Source organism: Paraburkholderia graminis, from assembly GCF_003330785.1.
Classification (GTDB): domain Bacteria; phylum Pseudomonadota; class Gammaproteobacteria; order Burkholderiales; family Burkholderiaceae; genus Paraburkholderia; species Paraburkholderia graminis.
The window spans coordinates 2,907,239-2,931,206 of the sequence record NZ_CP024935.1 but is presented as its reverse complement, the minus strand read 5'-3'; the positions used below and the strand labels follow the sequence as shown (position 1 = coordinate 2,931,206).

General features: G+C 58.0%; 22 protein-coding genes. 4 read left to right on the top strand and 18 right to left on the bottom strand.

The features are described 5' to 3' along the window. Nucleotides 1-33 precede the first annotated feature (33 nt). Nucleotides 34-471 carry a hypothetical protein gene (locus CUJ91_RS31235; protein WP_114157954.1) on the bottom strand — a complete coding sequence of 146 codons (438 nt, stop codon included), beginning with the start codon at nucleotides 469-471 and terminating at the stop codon, nucleotides 34-36. Nucleotides 472-1,144: 673 nt separating this feature from the next. On the opposite strand from CUJ91_RS31235, the gene CUJ91_RS31230 reads away from it, so the two are divergent. Next, a complete protein-coding gene (locus CUJ91_RS31230) occupies nucleotides 1,145-1,975 on the top strand; it encodes a CHAD domain-containing protein (RefSeq protein ID WP_114157953.1) in 831 nt (276 codons plus the stop codon). A gap of 102 nt (nucleotides 1,976-2,077) precedes the next feature. Here the strand turns inward: CUJ91_RS31230 and CUJ91_RS31225 are convergent, their stop codons facing one another. Further along, nucleotides 2,078-4,306 carry a phospholipase C/P1 nuclease family protein gene (locus tag CUJ91_RS31225; protein WP_114157952.1) on the bottom strand — a complete coding sequence of 743 codons (2,229 nt, stop codon included), beginning with the start codon at nucleotides 4,304-4,306 and terminating at the stop codon, nucleotides 2,078-2,080. Between the two features lie 871 nt (nucleotides 4,307-5,177). On the opposite strand from CUJ91_RS31225, the gene CUJ91_RS31220 reads away from it, so the two are divergent. Beyond that, complete coding sequence (locus CUJ91_RS31220; protein WP_244231052.1) at nucleotides 5,178-5,456, top strand: hypothetical protein; 279 nt, start codon at nucleotides 5,178-5,180, stop codon at nucleotides 5,454-5,456. A 639-nt stretch (nucleotides 5,457-6,095) separates the two neighbouring features. Here CUJ91_RS31220 and lhpH read toward each other — a convergent pair. The 14 genes from lhpH to CUJ91_RS31145 all read right to left on the bottom strand — a co-directional run bounded on the left by lhpH (nucleotide 6,096) and on the right by CUJ91_RS31145 (nucleotide 18,000). Continuing rightward, nucleotides 6,096-7,103: a trans-3-hydroxy-L-proline dehydratase gene (gene lhpH / locus CUJ91_RS31215; protein ID WP_114157951.1), complete on the bottom strand. Its 1,008-nt coding sequence runs from the start codon at nucleotides 7,101-7,103 to the stop codon at nucleotides 6,096-6,098. Nucleotides 7,104-7,180: 77 nt separating this feature from the next. Continuing rightward, the gene (gene lhpI, locus CUJ91_RS31210; RefSeq protein ID WP_114157950.1) at nucleotides 7,181-8,128 is read right to left on the bottom strand and encodes a bifunctional Delta(1)-pyrroline-2-carboxylate/Delta(1)-piperideine-2-carboxylate reductase; all 948 of its coding nucleotides are present in this window, start codon (nucleotides 8,126-8,128) and stop codon (nucleotides 7,181-7,183) included. A 53-nt stretch (nucleotides 8,129-8,181) separates the two neighbouring features. Beyond that, a complete protein-coding gene (locus CUJ91_RS31205) occupies nucleotides 8,182-9,441 on the bottom strand; it encodes a metal-dependent hydrolase family protein (protein ID WP_114157949.1) in 1,260 nt (419 codons plus the stop codon). 10 nt (nucleotides 9,442-9,451) lie between these two features. Then, on the bottom strand, nucleotides 9,452-10,747 hold the full coding sequence (locus CUJ91_RS31200; protein WP_114157948.1) for an MFS transporter: 1,296 nt from the start codon (nucleotides 10,745-10,747) through the stop codon (nucleotides 9,452-9,454). Between the two features lie 152 nt (nucleotides 10,748-10,899). Beyond that, nucleotides 10,900-11,799: a LysR substrate-binding domain-containing protein gene (locus CUJ91_RS31195; RefSeq protein WP_114157947.1), complete on the bottom strand. Its 900-nt coding sequence runs from the start codon at nucleotides 11,797-11,799 to the stop codon at nucleotides 10,900-10,902. Nucleotides 11,800-12,257: 458 nt separating this feature from the next. After that, a complete protein-coding gene (locus tag CUJ91_RS31190; RefSeq protein WP_114158112.1) occupies nucleotides 12,258-12,536 on the bottom strand; it encodes a hypothetical protein in 279 nt (92 codons plus the stop codon). 158 nt (nucleotides 12,537-12,694) lie between these two features. Further along, nucleotides 12,695-12,925 carry a helix-turn-helix domain-containing protein gene (locus tag CUJ91_RS31185; protein WP_153067650.1) on the bottom strand — a complete coding sequence of 77 codons (231 nt, stop codon included), beginning with the start codon at nucleotides 12,923-12,925 and terminating at the stop codon, nucleotides 12,695-12,697. Between the two features lie 44 nt (nucleotides 12,926-12,969). Next, nucleotides 12,970-13,209, bottom strand: a complete 240-nt coding sequence (locus CUJ91_RS31180) for a helix-turn-helix domain-containing protein (RefSeq protein ID WP_114157945.1) — start codon at nucleotides 13,207-13,209, stop codon at nucleotides 12,970-12,972. A gap of 431 nt (nucleotides 13,210-13,640) precedes the next feature. After that, on the bottom strand, nucleotides 13,641-14,609 hold the full coding sequence (locus CUJ91_RS31170; protein WP_244231051.1) for a hypothetical protein: 969 nt from the start codon (nucleotides 14,607-14,609) through the stop codon (nucleotides 13,641-13,643). Nucleotides 14,610-14,661: 52 nt separating this feature from the next. Next, nucleotides 14,662-14,925 carry a hypothetical protein gene (locus tag CUJ91_RS31165; RefSeq protein WP_114157943.1) on the bottom strand — a complete coding sequence of 88 codons (264 nt, stop codon included), beginning with the start codon at nucleotides 14,923-14,925 and terminating at the stop codon, nucleotides 14,662-14,664. A gap of 153 nt (nucleotides 14,926-15,078) precedes the next feature. Further along, complete coding sequence (locus CUJ91_RS31160) at nucleotides 15,079-15,450, bottom strand: hypothetical protein (protein WP_153067649.1); 372 nt, start codon at nucleotides 15,448-15,450, stop codon at nucleotides 15,079-15,081. Nucleotides 15,451-15,532: 82 nt separating this feature from the next. Beyond that, nucleotides 15,533-15,931 (bottom strand): DUF6088 family protein, encoded by a 399-nt coding sequence (locus CUJ91_RS34980; protein ID WP_244231050.1) that lies wholly within the window; start codon nucleotides 15,929-15,931, stop codon nucleotides 15,533-15,535. Nucleotides 15,932-15,980: 49 nt separating this feature from the next. Beyond that, nucleotides 15,981-16,223 (bottom strand): hypothetical protein, encoded by a 243-nt coding sequence (locus tag CUJ91_RS31150; RefSeq protein ID WP_114157940.1) that lies wholly within the window; start codon nucleotides 16,221-16,223, stop codon nucleotides 15,981-15,983. A gap of 28 nt (nucleotides 16,224-16,251) precedes the next feature. Further along, the gene (locus tag CUJ91_RS31145) at nucleotides 16,252-18,000 is read right to left on the bottom strand and encodes a metallophosphoesterase family protein (protein WP_114157939.1); all 1,749 of its coding nucleotides are present in this window, start codon (nucleotides 17,998-18,000) and stop codon (nucleotides 16,252-16,254) included. Nucleotides 18,001-18,194: 194 nt separating this feature from the next. On the opposite strand from CUJ91_RS31145, the gene CUJ91_RS31140 reads away from it, so the two are divergent. Both CUJ91_RS31140 and CUJ91_RS31135 read left to right on the top strand, forming a co-directional pair. After that, nucleotides 18,195-18,650: a helix-turn-helix domain-containing protein gene (locus CUJ91_RS31140; protein WP_114157938.1), complete on the top strand. Its 456-nt coding sequence runs from the start codon at nucleotides 18,195-18,197 to the stop codon at nucleotides 18,648-18,650. Between the two features lie 606 nt (nucleotides 18,651-19,256). Beyond that, nucleotides 19,257-21,251, top strand: coding sequence for a site-specific integrase (locus CUJ91_RS31135; protein ID WP_153067648.1), 1,995 nt, complete (start codon nucleotides 19,257-19,259; stop codon nucleotides 21,249-21,251). A 243-nt stretch (nucleotides 21,252-21,494) separates the two neighbouring features. Here the strand turns inward: CUJ91_RS31135 and CUJ91_RS31130 are convergent, their stop codons facing one another. Then, the gene (locus CUJ91_RS31130; RefSeq protein ID WP_114157936.1) at nucleotides 21,495-22,739 is read right to left on the bottom strand and encodes a hypothetical protein; all 1,245 of its coding nucleotides are present in this window, start codon (nucleotides 22,737-22,739) and stop codon (nucleotides 21,495-21,497) included. A gap of 288 nt (nucleotides 22,740-23,027) precedes the next feature. Beyond that, nucleotides 23,028-23,960: an aminotransferase class V-fold PLP-dependent enzyme gene (locus CUJ91_RS31125; protein ID WP_244231049.1), complete on the bottom strand. Its 933-nt coding sequence runs from the start codon at nucleotides 23,958-23,960 to the stop codon at nucleotides 23,028-23,030. Between the last annotated feature and the right edge of the window lie 8 nt (nucleotides 23,961-23,968).

Sequence of the window (23,968 nt, the reverse complement as noted above, 5' to 3'; positions counted from 1 at the left end):
CGCCACTCTGGCCGCGCGATAGCAGAGCGGCACTTAGGGTTTAGCCTTCGCCGGCCGCCCCGTCTTCACCGTTTCTACCGCCGAAACTGCTGCCAGAAATCGTTTGGGCGCCGCAGCTTCCAGCATAAGCAACCCTGCTCGCAGGAGCTCACTCTTCTTGACGGAGACGCCTGCATCGAGACACTTCTGCTTTAGCGCAGCTATCTTTTCGTAGTCGGATTTCGGCATCGTGAAGCTGTCTCGCACGACTTTCTCCTTCTTTGTACGCTTGGTCTTCGCCTCTGCTGAAGCCACTTCTTGTGCCTTCGGAGCGGACACGCGCTTCGCTTGGGTGAGCTTTTTTGCCGGAGTGCGTTCGACTTCTGCGGACTGCTGAGCGGCGGCCTCCTCAAGAGCCACCCCTTTGCCTCTTGCGCTCTTGGGGAAATGAAAAGCTTTCTTTGTTGGCTTCTCGACGTTCGGGACGTTCATCTACTTCTCCACAGCGTTAACGATATAAACAGTATATACCGTTTCAGGTCGAGGCAGACCTGTGCATCGCCTCAAGGGGCGTTGGGTACCGCCTGCAAACTGCACGGTGTTTCGCGCCTCTTCTTTATATCAAGCAAACCTACCCTCTAGAGTCGTCCGAGCATCGAATGACTGTTGCGGTGGGCGGGCGTAGGAAGCAGCCAGCCTCGCGCATGGCAATCCTGACACGCACGCATGTGTTCGGGCGGCAGCGCGTGGAGTCGAGTGGCTGAATAAGAAAGCAAGTCGCGGCGCCATAGAACAGCGACTCACCCCCTCGGCGAGACGCCTTGTATTGCCAGCTACGCGCGACTCGCCAATGGCGCTGCTCGTAGTCGAGTTCGGCGACGAGCAAGTCGTTACGTGCCCCCCATGTCGAAAACCGGTGTCGCGCTGCCAAATAGTGGCTCCGCAATGGGACACAAAGTTGGCGTCCGAGCACGAGAAGTTCAGGTCGGCTGATTTAACGTGGATTCACAAAATCTTCACAAACCCGTCGGCCGGTGGTTCGTCTAAAGTCGTTACAGACGCGTTTCATCGGCAAGCGGCGGCAAACAGCGTCACGCCGCGAAGTTAGCGCCGCGAGGAATGTTTTTTGCCCTAGCTGGTGCATTGTGCGAGACAAGGAATCTACATGACCCTAGACGGTAGCAAACCGATATTCAACCGCGAAGTGCTGGCGGAAGAGAGCTTCGCGACCTATGCAAACCCATTGGTCAGCGAGGCCATCGAACACGTGTCAGCGCTGCAGGAAGATGCAGACGCCGAGAAGCTTCACAAGCTTCGCATCGCCCTTCGTCGATTGCGCACCCTTGTCTGGGCCTATCAGCCGATTCTCGACGAGAAATTCGACAGCCAGCAGCTGGCAGTTCTGAAGTTCCTGGCTGGCGCAGCGGGGAACACGCGCGACTGGGACATACTGATTAAGCTTGTCGAAAAAGACAGTGACCAGGCTCTTCTCGATGCGTTCATGAGATATCGAAAAGAAACGGCCGAGAAAAGCGCCGGGATATTGCGTAGCGCTCATCTGGACAAGACCCTACGCAATGCGGTGAGCGAAGCGAACAGGGAGTTAAACACAAGGCCAGCGCGAACACCGCTGAGGAAATTCGCGCGGGAGCGGGTAAAGACGGCACAGCGCCAATTAGAAAAACGGATGCGTCGCGCGTCGAAAGCGGGCACCTCTAACTACAACTCATATCACGACGTCCGCAAGGCGGGAAAAAAAGTCCGCTACCTTGTCGAGTTTTTCGAGCCTTTGCTGAAGAAGAAACAGCGCGATGGTCTTAAGGGACTCAAGCGGCTACAGAAGCATTTCGGCGCGCTCAACGATGTCGTTGCGAGCCGCGACCTTATAGACGCGCACTGTTCTTCTTTGCCCGCCGGAGTGGATGCAACACCAGCCCTTCGTGCCTTGGAGAAGCAGCAGAAGCGCCAGATTAAGGCGGCGTCAAAACTGCTTTAGCCACGAATGCGCGGGCAGATGACTGCACGTCATCGGAACGACTAGGTGTACCGTAGGCTCACCCATCATCCACGCTGCCGTGCGGTCGACTAACGCGATGCGTCATTCAAGTAGCGAGGAAATCTTGTCTAGCGTGACGGAAGGGAGAAATTCCTTGTCCTGATAAACCTTCGCCAATTCCTCTTCTGGTATCTCCCGAGCTCCTGAGGGCAGTGACGTGTCAGCCTTCTCAAATGCTGCCTCCCAGATGGCGGCAAGGTATCGCGCGCCTGCACCCATTAGCTTTGCGGTATCGTCTCCGAAAACGTTCCAGAGACCGTCGACAACCCTCGCCGAACTGCCACCACCGAGGCGGACATACTCGTCGATAAGCTTGCTGGGAGGGAGCATGTCTGCTGCCTGCGCCATCAGCGTTACTGTGGCGAAAGCGGCGCCGCGGCCGTCTGAAATACGGGGGATAGTGCCGTTGAAGCGTTTCGCTTGTTGAGAGATTTGCGGCAGCAACTCACGCGAGTGCCGGTCCACCATCTTATCTTCGAATGTCGAATGGACTCCCTTGCCCGGCCACGCCTTACTCGTTGCGCCCGGGGCATCGCGGTATCCATCAGCATGGTAAGAGCCGTGAAGGGGCTGGCATGCGTCGCCAACGTAATGAGCCAGCACCCCTGCGGCGCACAGGAAACGCGCATCATCCCCCGCCTTCAACTGCCGAACCATCTCATCGAAGATTTGCCAGACACGGAACGGCAACAGCCCCTCTGAGCGGGTGTCCGCCTGCCCGTCATCGGCATACCACTTCAACCAAGCAGAAACACTCATGTTCTCGATACTGCTTAACGTGGCCTCGCGCAACGTTTTGCCGTCGGGACGCGGCTTGTCGATGTCGGCATAGTGGTTCGGATGTTCGGGTCCGGCGTTCTGCGCATAATCCCGTCCGCCGGGCACACGCCCCGCGGTCTTCTTCCACACCAGGTCGGGCACATCAGCAAGCTCGACAAATTGGCCGTTCGCAAGTTTCTCGTGAATCTGCTCCGGCGTCAGCTCATCCGGGCGAAAACTGATGCGTTCGATGTTCGCCTTCAGGAAGTCCCGTAACGGACCACTGCCTACCGATTCAATTGCAGCGGTTGCGATACTGTAATGCCCCGTTTGTCCCCAATATGGCGTAGCGCCTTGGTTGTGGTCGCGGACTAAGTCGACGTCGAGCAACTGACATGCAGCGCTGAGCCCGGCGGCTAGCGCGTAGTTAAGGCGCTTGTCGCCTGCCAGTAGCGACTGCCCGCCCCATTCCACCGCCAACGGATGCAGCGTGGGATTTTCTTCGTCGCCCGACTTCAGATACCACAGAGTTCCCGAGTCTCCAGGCCCGCTTTGGGTAAAGCCCCTTGCGGGCGCGATGAGAAACTGCGAAACGTAGTCGTAACCGGCCAGGGATTTATGCCGGTAAAAAAGAGCCTTGATGGTTCCCTCAAGCAGCCCGGAAGCACTACCGAACGCGGTCACAGGCTGGTCGATAAATTGAAGGCTCAGGCTCAACTCATTGAGGTCAACGATTTCTCCGGGGGTGCCCTTGATACCGAAGGGCTGACTCGACCAATCGTTGACGTCGTGTATCTCGACCAGACCAATGTCCAGCGTAAGATAACTGCGGCTCCCGGGAAATTCAGGAAAGACAGAAGTGAACGGTTCGCGCGTCAGTTGTCGCTCCGAGGCGATGCCAATATCAACGGCTGCGCCGCGCAGTCGGGCCTTGACGATACTTCCTGGCTCCCCGCACACGTGTCTATTCGTAAGCGCATAAGTGGTATGCCCATCGGTGACGAGGCATCCCACGGTTGCCGTGCGTTCGACACCTTGCGCCTGCGAAAGCACGGGACATCCGCCACCGATGTAAGTCGAGGGCCAGCGTGTAGCGGCGGGGGCGCCTCTTGACGGCTCGGTCACCTGCACAGCGACGACACAAACAGGAACTGCGCGGCCGTCCTGCATATAAAGGGTCCGCGGCACCATGTGGTCTGGGTCGACCTTGCCATATCCGAACTCCGTCGCATCCACCCAATCGCGTACGAGCACGATGATTGCGGGCCACGAGTAGGGACGTACTTCGGAGTTGTCAAACGTGCGAATACCCTTCGCATAAGGAGAACCGTCTTTGTCTTGAGCCGCGGCGTCTCCCGGCCAAGGGTCGTCCGTTCGAATCAGGTAAAGCCCCACAGCAGTGCCCACGACGTTTGCTTTGTTAGACAGATGCCAGTGATACAGCTCTCTGGCTTCCAGCAAATCCTTGAGCGAAAGGCTCTGGAAATTCTGCTGCGTGGACAGTGGGCTCATCTCATTACCTTCGCGAGTTCGGATTGAAGGGGCCGTGCACGTTACGCTTCTAGGAGGAAAAAGCTTTCACGCTCGCGCGTTTCCGCATTGAGGTTGGATGAGCCATGTGACAACTTCGGGACAACGTCGTCGACTCGCCTTCAACATGGGGGGCCTACCAGCGGAGCCGAGACGACTCAATCAGCCCGGGGGCCGCAATTACGGCCAATTGATGAGGGACAAAGGTGAATTCCTGCGCGCGCACATCTCGGCGTCGCAACGAGGAAGCCAGGGCGAATGGGCTGAAAGGGGCGCCCCCAACACTTGTCGTTCGGAGAATCTGCTCGACGGATTGGACGGACGTCTGCCAATTCCATGTGTCTCCTGAAGTCCTCGTCAAGCGACAGGCGTCATAGGCTGCCGAACTACGGAGCGCAAGGCGGTCGCACGACTGGAACGGGTTGCTTGCCCACTGCACTCCGGCAGCGATGCGCTGACGCAATGGCACCTGGTCGATGCGCGGGGCCACTGTGCGTCGTGCGGTACTGTAGGCTGAATTCATGCGATACGCGAGCATCGTCCGTACCGTTTGGGAGTCGAATCCCCGGCTCATAGCGGACCTATTCAATCCGTTTTTCGAACACCTATCGCGCACGCTTGGTGCAGACTTCGAAAGCGGGCACAGTCCGATTAGAATCGACTTTGCGGCCGAAGGCACAGTCTGCGAGAGCGGTTGAACTTGCGACAATTGCGAGCGTCCTCCATGCTGCCGACGTAATGAACAAGTGCACGGCTAACTCGCTCGCGTCACTTGTCTCTGCCCTTGTAGGCTCTACTGCGGTACGCGGTCCCAGTGGGCGAACTTATATTCTGACCAGCCGGGGGAAATGTTGTGGACAAAGCGGAATATGAAGGTGCAATCAATCGGTTGGTTGCTGCGGCAGAGCTGGTAGTAGCTGGTGCGTCGGAAGAGCAGAGACTGGATGCTCTCGGGATGTTGGCGTCCCTCCGGCTGCGGCGCGCACGCATCGCCGAGCAGGGTCTTCCGCAAATCTCGGACGAGAACCTATTCAGGGAGACGGCGACTGCAGCACTCGCGATGGCGGGGCGCAAGGAGCTTCTCGCGGCATCCGCGCTTCTGGACCAAGCGCGGATGCTTATTGAGACCTAGCTAACGTAATAGTAGCAACCGGACAAGGCTGCGGACCGGACCACCATCGCAACGACGTGGCCCGCGCGCGACGTTGCATCCAGCGTTTTCATAACCAGCTCCGGGGTCCGACCGAGGTAACCTTCGCCGTGCCTTGATACAGTTAGCTTACACCTCCACGAACCGAGTCGTTCTCTCGGTGCGATTGGTCAGTCGGACACGGTATGCGGCAGATAAAGAAAAGGCGTCGAGACGACGGCTTCCTGCAACTATGGAAATAGCTTGGAGAGGGCGACGTCAGGCCGGCGCCTGCCCAGAGGCGCTGTCAAGAATGCGAAGCTTGTCGCCGAAAATCGGGAATATTGTGACCGCCCGCGCGCAACTCGTCGACAAGCCGATGCGCGGTTGCACGACATTGCTCAAACGTCTCGGGCCGCATTGCCGCATTCCGCATTCCGCATTTTATTGCACGCAATCAATGGCTGGACACGCCACACCCGTTGCGAGAACGAGAAGTGCGGGTCCTTGTTGCTCTGAACCGGACTACTCGTGGACGTTGCCTCCAGTGACAGCGCATCGCATGTTGTCCAGGACAGTGTCAACGACCCATTAGCCATTGCTCAGCGTCTAGCTCAACATGGTATCAATGCCGACGCTGGTCTATCGAACCAGGAACCCATAAGTCAAGGGGTCACGCTCGTCCACAATCCAATTCGCGAAGCCGCAAAGGTATGCGTTGCCTTCCACCTCCGGGATGACTGCCTTGAAGTTGCCGACGGTCGTTTCGCTGAGAACGCGGCCTTTGAAAACAGTCCCGATGATAGACTCATTTACAAGCGTCTCGTCTTTGCCCAATTCGCCGCGTAGGTAAAGTTGAGCGACGCGACCGCCTGTTCCGGAGCCGGTCGGTGAACGGTCCACCTCGCGGTCTGCAAACACACAGCAGTTGGCTTGCGTGGAACCTTCATGCCGCGGTTTGTTGGCAACAATGGTCCCGTAGATGTGATTGATTTCTGGAATGTCGGGATGCTGAACGGGGAATGCCTGGTTTGCAGCGTCCTTCACTTCGGCACCGAACTTGATGAGTTCTTCGACAGAAGACTCGCGAACTTCAAGACCGTGCGGCGCGCCGTCCGTGTAGAAGTAAAATGCGCCACCGAAGGCGATATCGCCCTTGACCGTGCCAAACGACGCGGTCTCGACAGTGACATCTCGCTTCCAGATAAAGGACGGCACATTAACGAAACGGACATTGCCCGCGTGCTCGCCGTTCCACTGCACGAATGCCTCGATGAAGCCGCACGGCGCATCGATACCGACGCGGGTTTCGGGCACCTGACGCTGCACCCACCCAAGCTCCACCGCCGCCGTCGATAGTGCGATGACACCGTGCCCGCAATGGTCGCTGTAGCCTTCGTTGTGAAGAAAAATGATACCGAAATCAGCGTTCGGGCTAACCGGTTCCGTCAGGTAACCGCCGTACATGTCCGCATGACCCCGGGGTTCAAACATCAGGGCCTTGCGGATTTCATCGGCGTTCTCCTTCAGCCACGCGCGCCGTTTGACGATAGTGTCGCCAGGCAGGCGCGGAAGACCGCTGGTGACAATGCGGAACGCTTCACCGCCGGTGTGAACTTCAACAGTCGAGATGGTGCGTGTGATTTTCATGTTTGCTTCGGTGAAATCTGTGGATGTCCTGCTTTTACTCACCGCACGGGACCGGCAGCGATTTAAATCGACGCTAGTTACATGTCAGCGCTCATTTGACGGGCGTCTAAGTCGAGCGCTGAACGCGCTACGCGGCTCGCGGCCAAGTCCCACGCAGCGCAGCCAACACTCTTGAACAGAATCGGCGCACTCGGCTTCAGCTCGCCAGCTAGTGCCTTGGCTAGCGGAGAAACTGAGGCCCACTCAACCCTGGCCTGGATAAGGTCGCCCGCTTCATGCATTGCGCCGACAGGGTCATCTACAACCAGGAAACTTCCGTCGACGGTCTCCTTGCCAATTTCTGCTGCATCTGCCGTGAAAGCGCCGACCCCGACGACGAGACGGTCGGGTCGCGCCGGCAACGTGTAAACGGGAGACTTGCTGGTTGTCAAGGTGATGACGACTTCAATGCTGTCGGGAATCACGTCGCCATCAAGGACAGACAGGTTCGGTGCTACCGACCGGCTCTGAGCCACGAAGGCCTCCGCAGCCGCCCGGGAGCTGCCCTTGACCAACAGTTTTGCTTCCGGAAAGGAAGCCGCGAAAGCTTCCGCGTGGTTGGCCGCCTGTTTTCCTGTGCCAATGATGAGAATTTCGCAGGGAGCCGTGCCATGCAGCGTCTGAATGCCCAGCACAGTGACCGCTGCCGTTCGCCGGCCGGTCACGGTCGGCCCGTCGAGCACGAACAACATTTGCCCGGTGCGCGTGTCGCATGCGATGACCTGACCATGGATGGTCGGAAGCTGGCGCTTTCCATTCCCAGGACACACGGTCACCAACTTATGGATGGCGATGTCTTTAGCACTGGCAGGCATCGACAGCATAAGGCCGCTTTCCTGCATCGGAATGGCCAGGCGCTCAGGACTCGCGATGTGTCCCGCGCCGTATTCGATGATGGTCTCCCGGAGAACTCGCACCAGCGAGGGATAGTCCAGCAGTGCAGCTGTTGCGTGGGCGTCGAAATTTCTGGTGCTGAGAGAGGTCATGTTCGGGTGCGCCTTTGGAGGGGTGTGCGCGACCGATGCCGCGCGCCAGCGGTTCACTCTGCCACTGGCTCGAGCAGTCGGCCGGCTTCCTTCATACACACTCCAGCCTTGATGACCACAGGAATGTGTTCGCCTTGCCCGAGCAGAAGTGAAATGTCCTCAATCGGGTCACCGTCGACGATGATGAGGTCAGCCGCGGCCCCGACGGCGACCGTTCCCCGCACCCCTGCTTCACCTGTGATTTCGGCGGCAACGCAGGTTGCCGACCGGATGGCCTCAACGTTGCCGACGATTTCTGCCCGAACCGCGAACTCGTCGGACTGGAAGGAGTGCAGCTCGCCCAGCATGTCTGAGCCGAACCCAACCTTCACGCCTTCGCGCGCCATCAGCGCAAGTGCCTGCCGGCCGACGGAGCGTGCTCCCTCAATCTTTGCGAGCGATTCAGCGGGAAAACCAAGCGCGGGACCTTGTTCAATGAGACGGTCGAGAGTAGCGATTGTGGGCACGACCGCTACGCCACGCTCCGCAAGGAGCCGGGCGGTCTCCTCGTCGATGAGGTTTCCGTGCTCGATACATTTAACCCCGCACTCGACGGCGCGCCGGACGGCACGAGCGGTGTAGGCATGCGCCATCACGTAAGTCCCGGCCGCCGCCGCTTCCTGAACCGCAGCACGGATTTCATCTTCCGAGTACTGGGTGTTGGTGATGGGGTCGTTGGGCGAAGCGACACCGCCCGACGCCATTATCTTGATTTGGGAGGCACCTTTGAGGAGTTCTTCGCGTACTGCGAGGCGCATCGCCTCGACACCATCGACCACCCGAGCAATCGCTCCCTGACGTCCCAGGCACCCGCAGGCATCGTCAAGCTTGTCATTGCGCTGACGGAAGTCGCCATGTCCACCGGTCTGCGATAACGCCTTGCCCGAAGACAGGATGCGCGGGCCCCAAAGCACGCCGCTGTTGACAGCATCGCACATTGCAAAGTCAGCGCCACCTGCATCACGAACGGTGGTGAACCCGCGATTCAGCATGCCGCGTAGGATGGGCAACGTTTTAAGCGCAGCCAGGAAATTTGGCATCATCGCGTTAGCGCCCAGATTCGCATTCGACGCGACGACGTGGACGTGCAGGTCGATGAAACCCGGCAAGACGGTACGCCCGGGAAGACTTATCCTGCGGGCATCGACAAACGACGAAGGTATCTGTCCTATTGCCGCAATCCTCCCGTCGGCGATGCAGACATTAGTGTTCGTCTCGCGTTTCTTCGTTGCGGGGTCGAAAATGTTGACCCCTTCGATTACCAACATGTTCATGTGAATTTCCTCAAGCCTGGTGTGGCTTTGTCAGCGAGATGCCGAGCAGGCTAACCACCGCGGCGAAGACGATGTAATAAGACGCAGACTCGGCGTCACCCGTGTGTTGGGTAAGCCAAGTGATGATGAAAGCGGCAAAGCCACCGAAGATGGTCACGGCGCCGTTGTAGGCCAAAGACAATCCGGTCGCACGGACGCGGCTCGGGAACATTTCCGTGAAGAGAGCCAGAATCGGGCCGGTGTATGCCGCAATCAGCACGCCGAAAATCGCCTGGAAGGTCAGCAGCGTGGCAAAGTCGGGCGATTTAATCAGATGAGAGAACAGTGGATAGCTGGCAACCAGAATAACGAGCGCAGCGACCGAAAGGACCCGCCGCTTGCCAACCTTATCCGCCAGTGCCCCGAACACGGGCGCCATGACCATCAGCACGACACCGCTGACGACGCCCGACGTGAAGCCCTCACGCTGGGTCATGTGCAGATACTTCACAACATAAGTCGGGATGTAGAACAGGATGACGTACGTGCAGACGGTCCACAGTACGACCATCAGCAGGCTTGAGAGCACCTGGCGCGGATACTCGCGAATGACGTCACGCAGCGGCGTGTTGGTGTGACGCTTCTCCGATATGAACTCGGGCGTTTCCTCGATTTTCAGCCGGATGTAGTATCCAACCGGGGCCACCAGCATGCCGATGAAAAACGGAATGCGCCATCCCCATGTGGTGAGCGATTCGGCCGACATGCTCGACGTGATAAGCGTACCGGAAAGGCTGCCGATGACCACGGCGAAACCGATACTCGTCTGAATCCAGCTCGAATAGAAAGCACGACGTTTAGCTGGAGCATGCTCGGTCAGGAACGCAGTAGCGCCGCCCATTTCACCGCCAGCGGACAGACCCTGCAGCAATCGCGCGATGACGATAAGACATGGCGCGGCGATTCCGATAGATTGATACGTAGGAGCGAAAGCAATGATGCCCGAGCCGAGCGCCATAATGAGCATGGCGAGCGACAGCGCTCGCTTGCGACCCACCTTGTCGCCGTAGATGCCGAAAGCGATGCCGCCGAGCGGTCGCATCACGAAACCAACGCCAAAAGTAGCCAGCGATAGTAGAAGCGACGTTGTCTCGTTGCCTGCGGGAAAAAATAGCTTACCGATGGTTGCAGCGAAGAACGCGTATCCGGAAAAATCGAACCATTCTAGACCGCTGCCGATGACGGTGGCCAAAATCGCCTTCCGGCGCGTTGCCGTCCTTGTGGGCGGCTCGCCCACCAGTATGCCGTTTGATGCACTCGTTGCCATTTAGACCTCTCTGGATTGTCGCTTTGCGAGATGAGCGTCCGTGATTCGTTACGCAATCAATGTAATTTTTGGCGTGACGGCCGCATAACGCTAAATTCGCAAACGCGCTTGCAAAAAACGCAACCGCGTCCAGAGGCTTGCAAGCGGGGGCGTCACAAAGCGGGTGTCTGGCTAATTACCCACTCGCGAAACCGACGGGCGGCTGGTGTTTCCGCACGCTCTGATGGCCAGGTGACAAAGTAGGAGCCGCCCATTGTCGCGTGAGAGTCCGATGCCCTGACGAGCGCGCCGTGCTCGAGGAGCGGGTCGATAACCCGGTTCCAACCGAGCGCGACGCCCTTGCCATGCGTCGCAAGCTGGACAATGAGTGGGTAGCTGTTGACGATGATGGTTTGATTGAGCGCTGGTCGTTCAAGTCCCGCCTTTTCGAACCAGGTGTGCCAGGACATCCAGCTCCGCTCTGCGTCCTCAAGAACAAGCAGCGTGCAAGTCAGCAGTTCCACCGGCTTCAGTTTGCGCCCATCGAGATAAGTAGACGAACAAACCGGAAAGACCTCTTCGTCGAAAAGCTTCCGTGTGTGCGTCCCGGGAACCTCGGGGTTGCGTAGATAGAAAATGCCGACGTCGTATTCCGCTGGCGAGACGGCTCCAAAGTGGTCCCGCACAATGATGCGCAGGTCCACATCGGGATTCCCGTCGATAAACGAACCGATTCTGGGCGCGAGCCAGAATGCCGAGATACCAGCTGAACAGGACACCGTGAGGCGAGACCTGACAACGCGAGCCATCAGACTCGAGGTAACGCTGGTGCACAGCTCCAACATGCGCCGCACATCCACCGCATAGGTTTCCCCCGCCGGCGTGAGCCTTAGGGCGTTGTGCTGCCGCACGAACAGCCGGCGCCCCAGGAAATCTTCGAGTTGAGAAATCTGCCGGCTTACAGCACTGGTGGACAGGTGCAGTTCCTGCCCCGCGCGAGTGAAGCTCAAATAACGGGCGCTAGCCTCGAATGCTTGCAGACATGCGAGTGGAGGCAAGGGAGAAAGAGCCATAGCGTTCGGCGGACTGTCCTGGTTGTAGTAGAGCAACAGGATAGCCCAACGACGTCAGCCGACGGTCATGAGCGTCCGCAGACAGCTTCACGGCCGTAAAAGTCACTTGGATAGCGGCTCGAACGGACCGATTAAGAATCCGAGGCTGCCTGACATCCACATTCATCGCGTGGTGCCAGACCGAGCGCTCCCCGGAACCTTGCGATTGGCGCCTGGGCCACAAGCCACCTTTTGGCGTCGAAAGAAAAGCGAGACGGCTGCCTTCAGGCGCGGGGACAATGATTCTGCAGATTGCCTGCAATCTGTTGTGGTCACTGCCCGGTTCTGCGAGCAGTGCTGGCTAGTGCTCCAAGTTGTCGACCTCCAGAGTGAACACGCTGCCGTCTGTCAGCAATTTTCTGAGACGCCGCGGAGTGTCGCCGAGGCGTTGGCGAAAGTCGAGACTGTCATGCGCGGCACTATTTGCCTCCAATGACTTTGTGAACGCGCTCCGCGACCGCCACTGCCTCGCTTGGCGACATGGGCAGCGGCTCAAGTGGTGCTACGTTCACGACCCAGTCGGCCAACCGGCTGACAAGCGAGACGTCGTCTGCGTTCAGCCCGAGGGCCGCCAACGACTGCGCCAACGATTCCAGCTGCGGAGAACAGCAATAAATGGCATCAAACGCGGCACGTACGCGCGTGGACTCTGTTAGCCCGGCATCGCGAGCATCCGCAATCAGATTCTCGTATTGCACATCAGCTCCAGTTTTTGACCTGAGTGCCGCGAGCCCCGCGGGCTCGCTTATACCGAGGAGTTGGGTCCCGCACACCAGGATTTCGCGGCGCCAAGCGGGGCAGTGAAGATAGTCATCATCTAACGCTAGCCCAAGCAGCGGGCTCGCGGCGCTGAACGTCACTCCATATCTGCATCCCACAGGCCAGGCGGTTCATCGTCCTCCGTCTGGCTGTCGAGATACCGTCTCGCCCTCTCGTCCAACTCTTGCCGGTAACGTCTGACGGAGCCCTCATCGACCATGTACTCGCCATCATGGCCGAGCGCACCGTGAAGGTGTCCGCTCTCCAGCAGATGTCTAACGTGCGACCGGCTAACAAATAGCAACCTCGCGACTTCGGCGATGGTCATACTTTGCCTCCACTGCAGACGGGCCACGGAAGCGCAGTCGGCAGTCACTTTTGTTTGCCATAGATGCCCGCTTCCTGCGAAACGCGTGCGAGTTCTTCGAGCGCTTTGCGCCCATGCCGTTTTGCTCTCAAGCGAGACGCTTCCGCGTCTGTGCGTACGACGGTGTGCGTGCCCTTTGCATTTGCGCTTGCGGGTAATTTGCCGTCGCGGATTAGCGCAACGACATACGCTGGCGAAACATTTAGCATCGCTGCAACCTCAGCGACGGTCATGATTTGGTTCATCTTTGTACCCGTGGGAACGGTGAGCAAGCCGGCGTCGTCAACGGCTTCCGACTTTCGCTCAGCATCTGTGGAGAATCGACGCAGATTCGAGCCTACGTTCGGTTAGCTGCTACCAGTGGAGCAACGCTCGCAGCCGTTCGACAAGCCAGTCCGCTTCCACAACGCTTGCCCACCTTTGGCCTCGATTGCACACCTCATGCGTTGCAGAGTGACCTCCCGCGAATGCTGCGGATACTTTGCTGCGTCCTTTCGAGCCTTCGCGACCAGTTGCTGCGCGAGGTCTGCACATACTTCCCATCGTTGGTAACGCTCATCGTCCGTCTGCCCAACGACAAACTTGCCGTTAATGAGGCGCCCGGCCAGTTTTGGCTGCGCTCCGGACAGCGACGCTGGCGTCACGTCTCGGGGAAAGTCGTCAGGTACATGTTGGCTCATCTCAGGTGGGCGATGACTCGCTTAGCAAGGTCAATAAGACTCGTCTTTCTCAAGGCCGGTAACATCTGTGACTTAAGCGTCGCACCGGGCGCAGCAACGACGCGGACATGAATATCTTCGCGGTCCACTACGATTTGTATGCAAGCCTCTGGCGTCGGCGCACCATCCCCAGCTGTTTGTCGCTCAACAAAAAGGGTGAATTGTCGGACGTCCGTATAAGGGCCGAGCGGCCATTCGTATCCATGGGCGTGAAGGGCCTCCGACGCGCGCTCCCACAACGGACGGCGCGGGTCAATTTCTGCGATTGCTGTGTACAAAGGGGAGACGTCAGTTGGCTCCGTCTCGTGCACGCCCCCGTAGACGTTTACCGAGGTCCGCGACCACTGCGAGGCCCACGCCACTGCTGCTTGCCGTAGCGTCTTGAATTCATTGTCGTCTTCGAGCATGTCCAGCGGGCGCCGGTCGCCAAGACTCCCGTTCTGCGACACTAGGAACTCCAGTCGGCTCATCGGAGGCGCAGGCACTATGAGCTGGCAGATTGCCTGCAAACGCTTGCTGTTCAGCGACGGGTTGGCCAGGACAGCGGGCACGTATTGAACTCCGTCGACCTCGACTGCAAAGACGCTGTTGTTGTCGAGCAGCTGCGTAAGTCGCTTTTCGGTGACACCGATTACCTCTCTGAAGTCTCCGGGCGTCAGTAGCTTTCCACTTGTGACCATTTCTCGACGGGCTTCGAGTGCTAGCTGCCAGAGGTGCTCTCGCAATATGTCGCCGCCGACGTCTTCTCCAGCTTCGAGGTAGGCTTGACGAACGATATGTTCAATCCGGCCAATGACCTCGTCGGGCAACTGCTGATACTTGGCCCGGTCTGTCGCCGGGAGCCGAAACTTGTTTGCAGCGATTTTTCGCACAAGTGCTGACGCCACAAACTGAGGAAGGTCGTAGATGGCGTCGATTCGTCGCATTGCGATGCTCCAGCCGCGTGCACGCGAGGAGGACTGACGTGACATGGCGTTGTTACGTTGCGAGCAAAATCACAGAGACGTTTTCATAAATCATGTTCTCGCAATCGTAACGAAGTTCGCTGTGCCGTTCGCCCCGATACAGTGATTCATATGGGCGCCCCTTACTTAAGCCCCGCTCATACGTCCAAGTTTTCTCGTCCGAACGAACGGAGCGGACCGCTTCAGCATCTTCTTCGGGCGCATCGTAAGACACGAGCATCACGGTGGCATCCGGGTCCGCGTTCCGCAGATGGCCAATCAAGTCTCTTACCTTCATTGCATTCACTCCTTCACTTCACCCATGATGGATGCGTTCAGTGTCCTGTCTTTCCGCGCAGAAGTCGGCCCGCAGCATGCCCCGCGATGGCTGCGCTCAAGGGGGCCGCAAGTAGTAACCAGTTCTCCCGGAGCAATTGCAAGAGGAAGACTGTCATGCCGCAGACCTGAAAATCGCGCGAGCTATCTCAACAACGTCGTCACCGATGCAAACACGAACATCCTTTGAAGCCACGCGTGAACTCGTGCCTTGGACGTGTACGTGCGCTACGTTCTGCTCGCACACCACGTCAATGCGATATGTCGCCAACACGTTCGTGTCGGCTCTCGAATTCGGAAGCGTCTCGTGGATAAAAACCGTGAAGCGGTTTGAGACGGGGTATGGACCGCGCGGCGACGGAAAAGCGAGTGCATCCAGAGCGCGCTGCCACGTCGAGCCGCCGGATTCGACGGATGTTCCCTCGCAGGCAATAAGCAGGCTATCGCCTGTGCAGTCGTCTGCATATACCGTGATGTCGGTTTGCATGCTCATTCCACGCCAGACAACGCATGGTTGAACACGTGAAAGGTATCTCCACCGTGCATGTCCGTTCGGCGCTTAAAAGACTTCACGACCGCCCCTTTCCGCTAGCTCTTTCGTAAGCAACTCGTTTGCTGCCCATCTGAATCCTCCGGCTTATCCGGCGTCCCCCTGTTCTCACGACTGGCATCATAGGGATTTGGGTAGTCCGGCCGGAGTTGTATTCTTCAGCTAGCGTTCCGGGGCTGACGACTATTCCCAGTTTTGTAAACGCTTCTGCCGCAACAGTCTCAAGCGGCGCGGCCGGCAACATTGTTCCCGTGAATTTATTCCTTCGCGTTTTCACATACACGCCGTGTCCGACCCGTACCAGCTTTTCAGCCGTAACCAGTTTCGCCAGGACTTTCGTAAGCTGTGAGCGGCTGCCCAGCTTTGTCAGCTCTGACCGTAGAACGACGACTCCTGAGCGACCGCGGATTGAACGCATCACACGGTCCTCTAGTTGCGACTTCCTGCCGGCTCTTTTTCTCATCAAATCAATCGAAGCCGACCTGACGCAGGCTCGTTTCGAATATTCGTCCAGCGAGCCCGCACACGTCGGATACCGAAATTGCAGGTAGAAATGCGGTGCCTCGCTGCGCCCAGTACAGCAGTAAATCGACCGCGATGCTGTCGCCGTTTGATAGTTTCAACGCTGGAAGCGCGGCATCAAGAGTATCGAAGCTCGGGCGTATGACGGAGAACACATTTCGAGAAGCGTTGCGCTGCAAGTCCTGCATGTGGTCGGTCGTTCAAATTGAGGGGGCATCAATTCGAAGTCGATGCCAACCTTTCAATGACTGGCGGAACTTCAATCTGTTCGACCACGGTCTTCATCTGTGCTCGCTCAAGGAGCGCGGCACCAACCTCATGCATGGATTCTTTCGAGAGCAGTCTAATCACCGGCTGAAGCTCATTTGCTCGGGGATGTGCGGCGCGCAGTTGTGCTTGCAATGCTTCCAGTTCCGTTGCCGGACGCGGAATCATGATGTCGATACGTCGCGAAGCGTTGGACCGGCGGAACGCGCTATAAGGTGGCCTCACAACAACGCCTACTACTCCGAGTGAGTCAAGGGTCGTCAGTGCTACGTGCGCATACTCTGCCCAACGTGCCAACGCAATTGACGCCTTCATTGGGATATCGCGCACCGCATCCACGCGCCGGTCGAGACGGTCAGCCATGGCGTAGTAGTCGAATTCCACCGGTTCTTTCATCTCCGTTGGATACCCTTTCGGGCAATCCAACGCGCGAAAATTACAGGCAAGTCTGTGGACCCAAGTCCTCGCTTCGTCGGAGAGTTGCCCCTCGATTTCGACCGCGCTGCTAGAAAGGCTTTCGAACGCGACGAGTTCGTCGTAAATCACCCGACGCACACATGCCCGGTGAACGGAGCTTTTCGACATCGAATGCGGAATCACCGAGCGGATGGCGTTGGCGTGTCTCGAGAGAGCATCGGCATTCGGGACAAGCGAGGCGGACAGCGGCTCCGCCAAGCCATGCTCGAAAGAAATCGGAGCGGGATGCAGAAGGACTTCTGCGTCCTCTTTGGTCGGCGACTTCGCCTTGCTTCTCCGCTTGTTCGGAGCATGCTTCGAGAGTTCGCGGGCCATCAACTCGCCAATTGGCAGGTCGTCGTCGACCCTCTCGCGGCGTCCGGAACGGCAAACCACACGAACTCCTTCGACGACCAAGTCGATATTTGCCCCAGTAAGACCATGCACCCAGAGGGCGATATCGTCACGGTGTTCACGCAGGACATTGCGCAGGTCGTTTGCCTCGGCACGGAGTCGGACGAGTTTGCGTCGGTACCTCGAGTCCTCAAATTGAAAGATATCGACGGTTTCCGCAGGATAGCCGTCGACGCCCACCAAAGACGCTCGAGTGGGCGAATTGCTTGAAACGACCACCGTAAATCCGTCGAACGGCGTGCTTAGCTTGTCCTCGAGCCAAGCGAGCGCGTGTCGATGCTCAATGTATGCCGCTGCTGGATGCATCGAATCTGCGCTGAAACACGGTTTGGACAATCCTGCTATTCGATAGAGTGCCTCCGCTTCGCGACGGTTCTCGGCTTCGCTCCACCAGTCAGTCGCCTTTATGTCAGCCAACACGGGCGGTGTCGAAATACACTCGGCGACAATTGCAGGGTTCCAATCAGAATAAGACGACCAGAAGGTCGCACCGAGGAATCGGACCCCTGCGATAACCACCTCTTCCCGGTCTAGAACATACACATCCGTCCCTTCGGCAAGCTTCCGCGCGGAAGCCACTGCGGAGGTCACTTCGTGACCGTGCAGCTCTGAAGGACCTAAAACGTACACGCAGGGCATTCCCGTTTTAGACAGAGCCTCGACGGACTCGTCCAATTTGCCAAGTCCACCAGAGACAACCAGAACGTCCGCATCGCCAATTGCGGTGAGCGACTCCATGCGCTCTTCGGACGTGCGTCCTGCAAGGACTTGAATGCGGGGAAACGGCGCGTCTCCGTAGAGGCGCCAGAGCCCTTTAGGCACGGACATGAGCAATCCTTCTGATAAGCGGTGAGGGGCGTTTTAGCAGTTGGAAACGTGCGCGAATGTCCGACTGCCGACAGGTCGTAAACTACCGGGATGTGCGAAGTTTGTCTATGTAAACTTTGTCTATGTAAAGTGCGCCGTAGACCAACTTCACACAGCATGGGAGCATCGGCGACCTTTAGCCCCGCCCTCGAACTGTGACTTCGTCCGCCCAACGCTTTGCAAAAAATCTAAGAGAGGAACGCTTGGGCCTGGATTGGTCGCAGCTCAGGCTTGCCCAAGCAATCGGCGTAGATGTGACTACGGTGAGCCGCATCGAGCGCAATAAGGCAGGCGTCACGGTCGAACGCGCAGCGGAGCTGGCAGCGGCTCTCGGCGTCAATTTGGCGCGCATGCTCAGCGATGACGACTCGCAGAAAATCGCGGAGGGTATGACAGACCCGAGCGCAATTTCCAGTGCAAGAAGCGTTGCCAAATTCAAAGCTCGACGCGAGCAGCTTGGGTTATCACAGACAGCAGTTGCCGCGCGCGGCGGCTTAGGGCGTGATTACATATCTCGGCTGGAGAAGGAAACGAGCGACACCAAGCTCTACCTCACTACGCTGGAAAAGCTCGCGAGGGGACTAGGCGTGCAGATAGCAGAATTACTCTGAAAGCGTTGATGAAGTGTTTGCCTCCTCGACTAAGCCCTCGCTTTGCTCGTGCTCCGCATCCTCAGTCACTGCCGTCAGCCAGTTCAGAACGACATCTTGACGCCAACGCAACAATTCGCGGTCGTAGAGTTCGGCGCGAGGTGGCAAGAGCCACGACCAAATTCGACAGCCCGCGGCAAGGACGAGGTTGTCCAGACCTTAGCCCTGCCTCGCGGGGCCAAGTCGACGGCCATTGGCCGCCGCTGAGGGGGGCGCCCCACTCCATGCTCCCACGGTTGCTAGTGGCATACCAGACGGGGTACCGCGACCGTTTTGAGGATGTGTCGTTTTCGCCCGCTCCTGCGCCGTTCCTGACGGTGTTCCCCCTGCATTCTCGGTAAGCAGCCACAGGCCAATTGCGCTGATGGTAGCTAACTCAACGCTGAGTATGGGGGCGTATTGCTGCGGCGGCGGTCGGCCCGCCCTGTGGCCGACGTCAATTCGATGTCTGTCTAAAACGAAATATAAGTTGGCTCGTTATACCGGCGACCATCAACCGTTTCTCGAAGCGAGACCACTGTAACGGACGGTTCGCCACTTGGCTTTTACCCAAGTGGCGGAGGCAGCGTGAAAAATCATCGCAACTTCAACGACTTACACAAAGTTCGTTACCACATCAAACTCTGCCATAACGAAGGCGAGCGCGACTCGTGGCAGCTATTCGAGAGCCAACCGAAGCCGGAAATGCAACAGACCTATCGCGAAGTAATTGGCCGCAGAAGATTGGAACTACAGCCTGGCGCAGACACGCTCAGTTCGTCAGACACTCAAGTCTTCAAAAACAACCTCTCCACTCTTCACTCATTCCTGGCTTTCTTCGGAAAAACTGAAGACTCTACCGTCGGACGCGAGATGCTTCAGAACTTCGACGAGAAAATGCAGGTGTACCTCGACTCAATGAGTGTGGCGCCGCGCACGAAGAACGACCGCCGCAGTCATCTTCGTGCGTGGCAGCAGAGCATCGCAAACGCCCAGCAGCCTGCTGACCGTAAATCGACGGATACAAGTCCGCCGAGCACCTTTCATCAACTGCTTAGGGAAGCGATTTCCATCTCAGGGTACGCACCCAAGACGCTCGCCAAGCAAGCCGGCGCTTCAGTGTCAGCTATCCAGCGATGGATGAAAGGAGCAATCCCCAACCGTCGTGCCTTCCCGTCGGTTAATCGCATCGAGGCTCAACTTGGATTGCCACGTGATTCACTACTCGCCTCGGTGCCTCAGCGTTCTCGGGAAGCACAGTCCGAGATACTGCGGACACGTAGATTTTCGATTGGCTTCCGAGAGCGTCAACACGCAAACAGCAAAAGCCCCTACATCCTGCACGCGAGGCAGATGACTGCTGAATTCCTTCATGAGTGGGACGATTTTTTCGAGTACAAGACCCAACGGAGCCCGCAACTCGTGCGTTCAGGCCGGGGGTCATGGCGATTGCTTCCGCTTGAAAAGGTTGTGGAGAGACTTCCACCCTATGCACGCCGAGGCAAGATGGGATGCGTCACGGCAAAAATTACGATGGACATGGTGCGCACCTTTTCCGGATACCTTTCACTCCCGAGGGACTCGGGCGGCCGGGGAGTTCCCTTAATCGATGCCCAAACGCTCGCATGGCTGATTGTTCCCAAAGCCATTGAGGGTTTCCTCACTTTTCGAAGCGACCGCTCGGGGGGACTGGTACACAAAGGCCACGCGAATTTCTGTAAATTTGGTGCGAGCCTGACCCATCCGTTGACAGGATATCTGACTCAACAGCCAGAATTTGCATCGAAGTTACCGAACGGGACAGTCACAGGGAACTGGGCCGACGCGTGCGCCAAGGCCCATCGCCTTTATCAAGAATGGATACGGGACGCCAGAGACATATCGCGCAAGCCAGAAGAGCCCATCCAAGGCCTCCTCAATCTTGCTAAGCCCCTCGCTCCCGTCATGCGTGCAGTCGAGCAACTTGACACACTCGCGGCGCGGGCCGCGGCCGGAAGTCTAGAAGAAGCGAGACATAAGCGGGACGCCCTCTTGCTGTCAATGCTGATGGCAAATCCGCTTCGAGCGCGCAACTTTATCTTGATGACATGGAATGAAAAGGGCACGGGCGCACTCTATCGCCGGGAGAGCGGACAATGGCGCTTGCGATTCGGCGCTGGCGACTTCAAGAACGACCGGTATGCCAACAAGACCGACTACGATGCGCCGTTGCCACATGCGTTAAGTGACCGAATCGAGGAGTACTTATATGACTACCGACCACGTCTCATCAAAGAGAATCCTTCCTGTGCTTCGGTTTTTCCCGGACAAACAGGGAAAATCTTCTATGGATTGAACAAACACATATTTCAAATCACGCAGCGCCACGTCCCGGAAACGCCCGGATTTGGTCCACATGCGATGCGACATGTGGTAGCGACTGATTGGCTCAGGACACATCCTAACGACTTTCTCACCGCTGCCCAGCTCCTCCATGACAGGCTCGAAACCGTTCTGAAGGACTACGCTCATCTCAAGCAAGACGAGGCGTTCAGTCGTTTCGAAGAACATTTGAATGCCGTGGGGTACGCGATGAAAAGCTGAACGAGCGGAGCGGATTGGCACGCCGCGCTGTACTAATCGCGAAATGCGCAAGGCCAGCGCCTCCCCGTAGGTCGGCAGCGCTCCGTTCCGTTGCCGACTTCACCCGCTCCTACACCGCTCGCTAACAACTCTGGCTGCACCGCAAAAAGCTATGGGAACGTCATGCTAAGCAACAGCATGGGCGTTGCACGATTCATGCGGGAAGCCATCGATGTATCGTCAACCCACCGTCAAAAGATTTCTTCAACAAAATTCGGAAAGCCCCGCCGCGTTCTCTCTTATGAAGTGACGGGCTGAGTCAAAAAAGCCCGGCGGCAACACCTTATCGCTTCCCTTTGGGAGCACACGTTCAAAACAGTCGTTATCGGGCATTAAATACTGCAGGCACAAAGCTCCGTCGCCACAAGTAGCCGCCCGCACCGTTGTGTCCATTGCGAGCATTGCTTGCTTGACGGCTTCACGGTCTTCGGAGGACCTCCACATGTGCCGGCGCCAGCGATTGTGCTGATATCCGACTACGGCTTCATCGTATTCGAAAAGCCTTCGAGACATTATCTGAACCCCTTTAGGGTCCACGCTCGACTCTGCAATCCAGACGCTTGAGCGGAATATGGGCTGTTCAGGGAAGCCTCGCAAGAGAGCGTCCACGCGTGCTTGCGAAAGTCTCTCAAGTGCCGAATCCACTCCGAAGTGTGGTGAGATTTCGCCGTTGTGCTTTTTGAACGGCGCAACGAGCCATGGGAGCACCTTGTCAAACAAGCTGTTTGCACGGTGAACCGTGACCTGTACATCATCGAGCGTCCCTGCCCCCGAAAACCCGACAAAAAACTCAGCACCCGATGCATCCCACCTAGTTAAAGCAGCATCGAGCTCAACGAGTGACGAAAAAACCGGCGCTGGCGGTTGCGGCGGAAATGGATGCATCGCACGCTTTTTCGTCCTTGCGTGGTTAGCCTCGAATCGCCGCCGAACCTCCGTGGTAGTCAAACGACGGTCAACGATAGCCACGCGACACTCGCAACGGCGAGCAAACCGGCGCCCTACGACAGCAAGCACATCGGACTCATCAGCTGTCGCTGTTCGACAGACCAGCGCAGTGACATGCTCATCTGTCGGCGGCGCGGGCCAGTTCACGCTGTCGGCAACGACAGGGCGCGACTGTCGCGTGAGGCCCCAGTCGAGCAAATACGTGCGCGCGTTTTCTTGTGAAAGATTCAAACGCCGCGCCAAGACAATAGCCTGGCGTTGTCCACGTTCTGCGACCTCGGATGCGGTAATTTCACTGTCGAGTGCGCTGGCACGAATGCCATTGCGCACCGCACGCTCGAGCGCGTGCCAATCATCGAAACCAACTGCCTCTGACGTGACCTGCTGAGCAGACGAAAGTGTCAGTCGGGGAAAAGCCCGATGGAGCTGTTTGGCCTTACGCTTGGCGTGGCCGATATCTGACGGGACGAAGGCGGGTGCGTATTCAAAAGCTGCTGACATGGCTCGCTCCTGCGCGTTAAGCGCAATGAAAGGCTCGTGCCGGCTCCAAGCCTCACAAGGGAACAAACCAAGTGAAGAATGACAAAACGCGAAGCTTCTCTTCCAAGAATTGTGCTACCGGCGCACACGGCCAGAAGCGGGGCCGCGCGTAATTAACTCACGCCGCGCTCTGCATCTGCAAGCGCTGTCGAACAACCGCTCACGCACGCGGCGCGTGACGTCGGGAGACGACGGCCAACCCCGTGGTCGTTGCTCACGAGGGGGCCAGCAGAATTCGCATTTGAAGTGCTACCTTGGCCTGCTATCCTGTAGTCGTGTAGCAGCCGCGAAACCAAGCGTGACAAGCTTCTTCTGACATCTGCCGCGAATCGCCGGTTCGATGCCCGCTTGCAGCGCCGAGTTATAGGTGCCGAGATTCCAGTGATCGAATTTGTCGATGGCATCCGGCGCGGCATCGAACGGAGCGAGCAGCGGCCAGGTCTCGCGTATGCGCTGTCGATTGACGATCAGCATGCCATTGCCGACGGGCGCGCCGAGCCACTTATGCAAACTCGTGACGAAGAAATCGCAGCCGAGTTCGCGGAAGCTCACCGGCATCTGCGCGAACGACTGCGCTGCATCGACAACGGTGATGATGCCGCGCTCTCGCGCGAGCGCGCACAAGCGGCCGACAGGCAGCACTCTGCCGGTCCAGTGAAGCATATGCGTCAGGTGAAGCACGCGCGTGCCGGAACGCATCGCGGATAAGTACGCGGCGACGATTTCGTCGTCGCTTGCAAGCGGATCGAACGCGGCCGTGTCGACAACAATGCCCTCGCGCGTCTGCCGCTGCTGCCAGCCGCCAAGTGCGCTCGGGTAGTCCCACGGAGACACGAGCACCCGCTCGCCGGCCGACAACGGAATGCCGAAAATCGCCACGCTCAGGCCTTCGCTTGCGTTCCGGTTGAGCGCGATTTCGTCGGCGGCGCAATCGGCTAGTGCAGCCAACTGCCGCTTGATGTCCGGCAGCTTCGCATCCAGACCGGTCCACATGTTGACGTCCGGATTTTTGCTGACGAAGCGATAGGCGTCGATGACCGCCTGCTCGACAACCAGCGGCGGCGGACTCACGGCGGCGTTGTTCAGATTGAGCAGCGGATGCTGCTTCGGGTATGACTCGCGCACGCGTGCCCAGTCCACGCCGGCGTTGGTTTTTGTGAAGCTCAAAGTGTCCGTGTGCATTCGCTCGT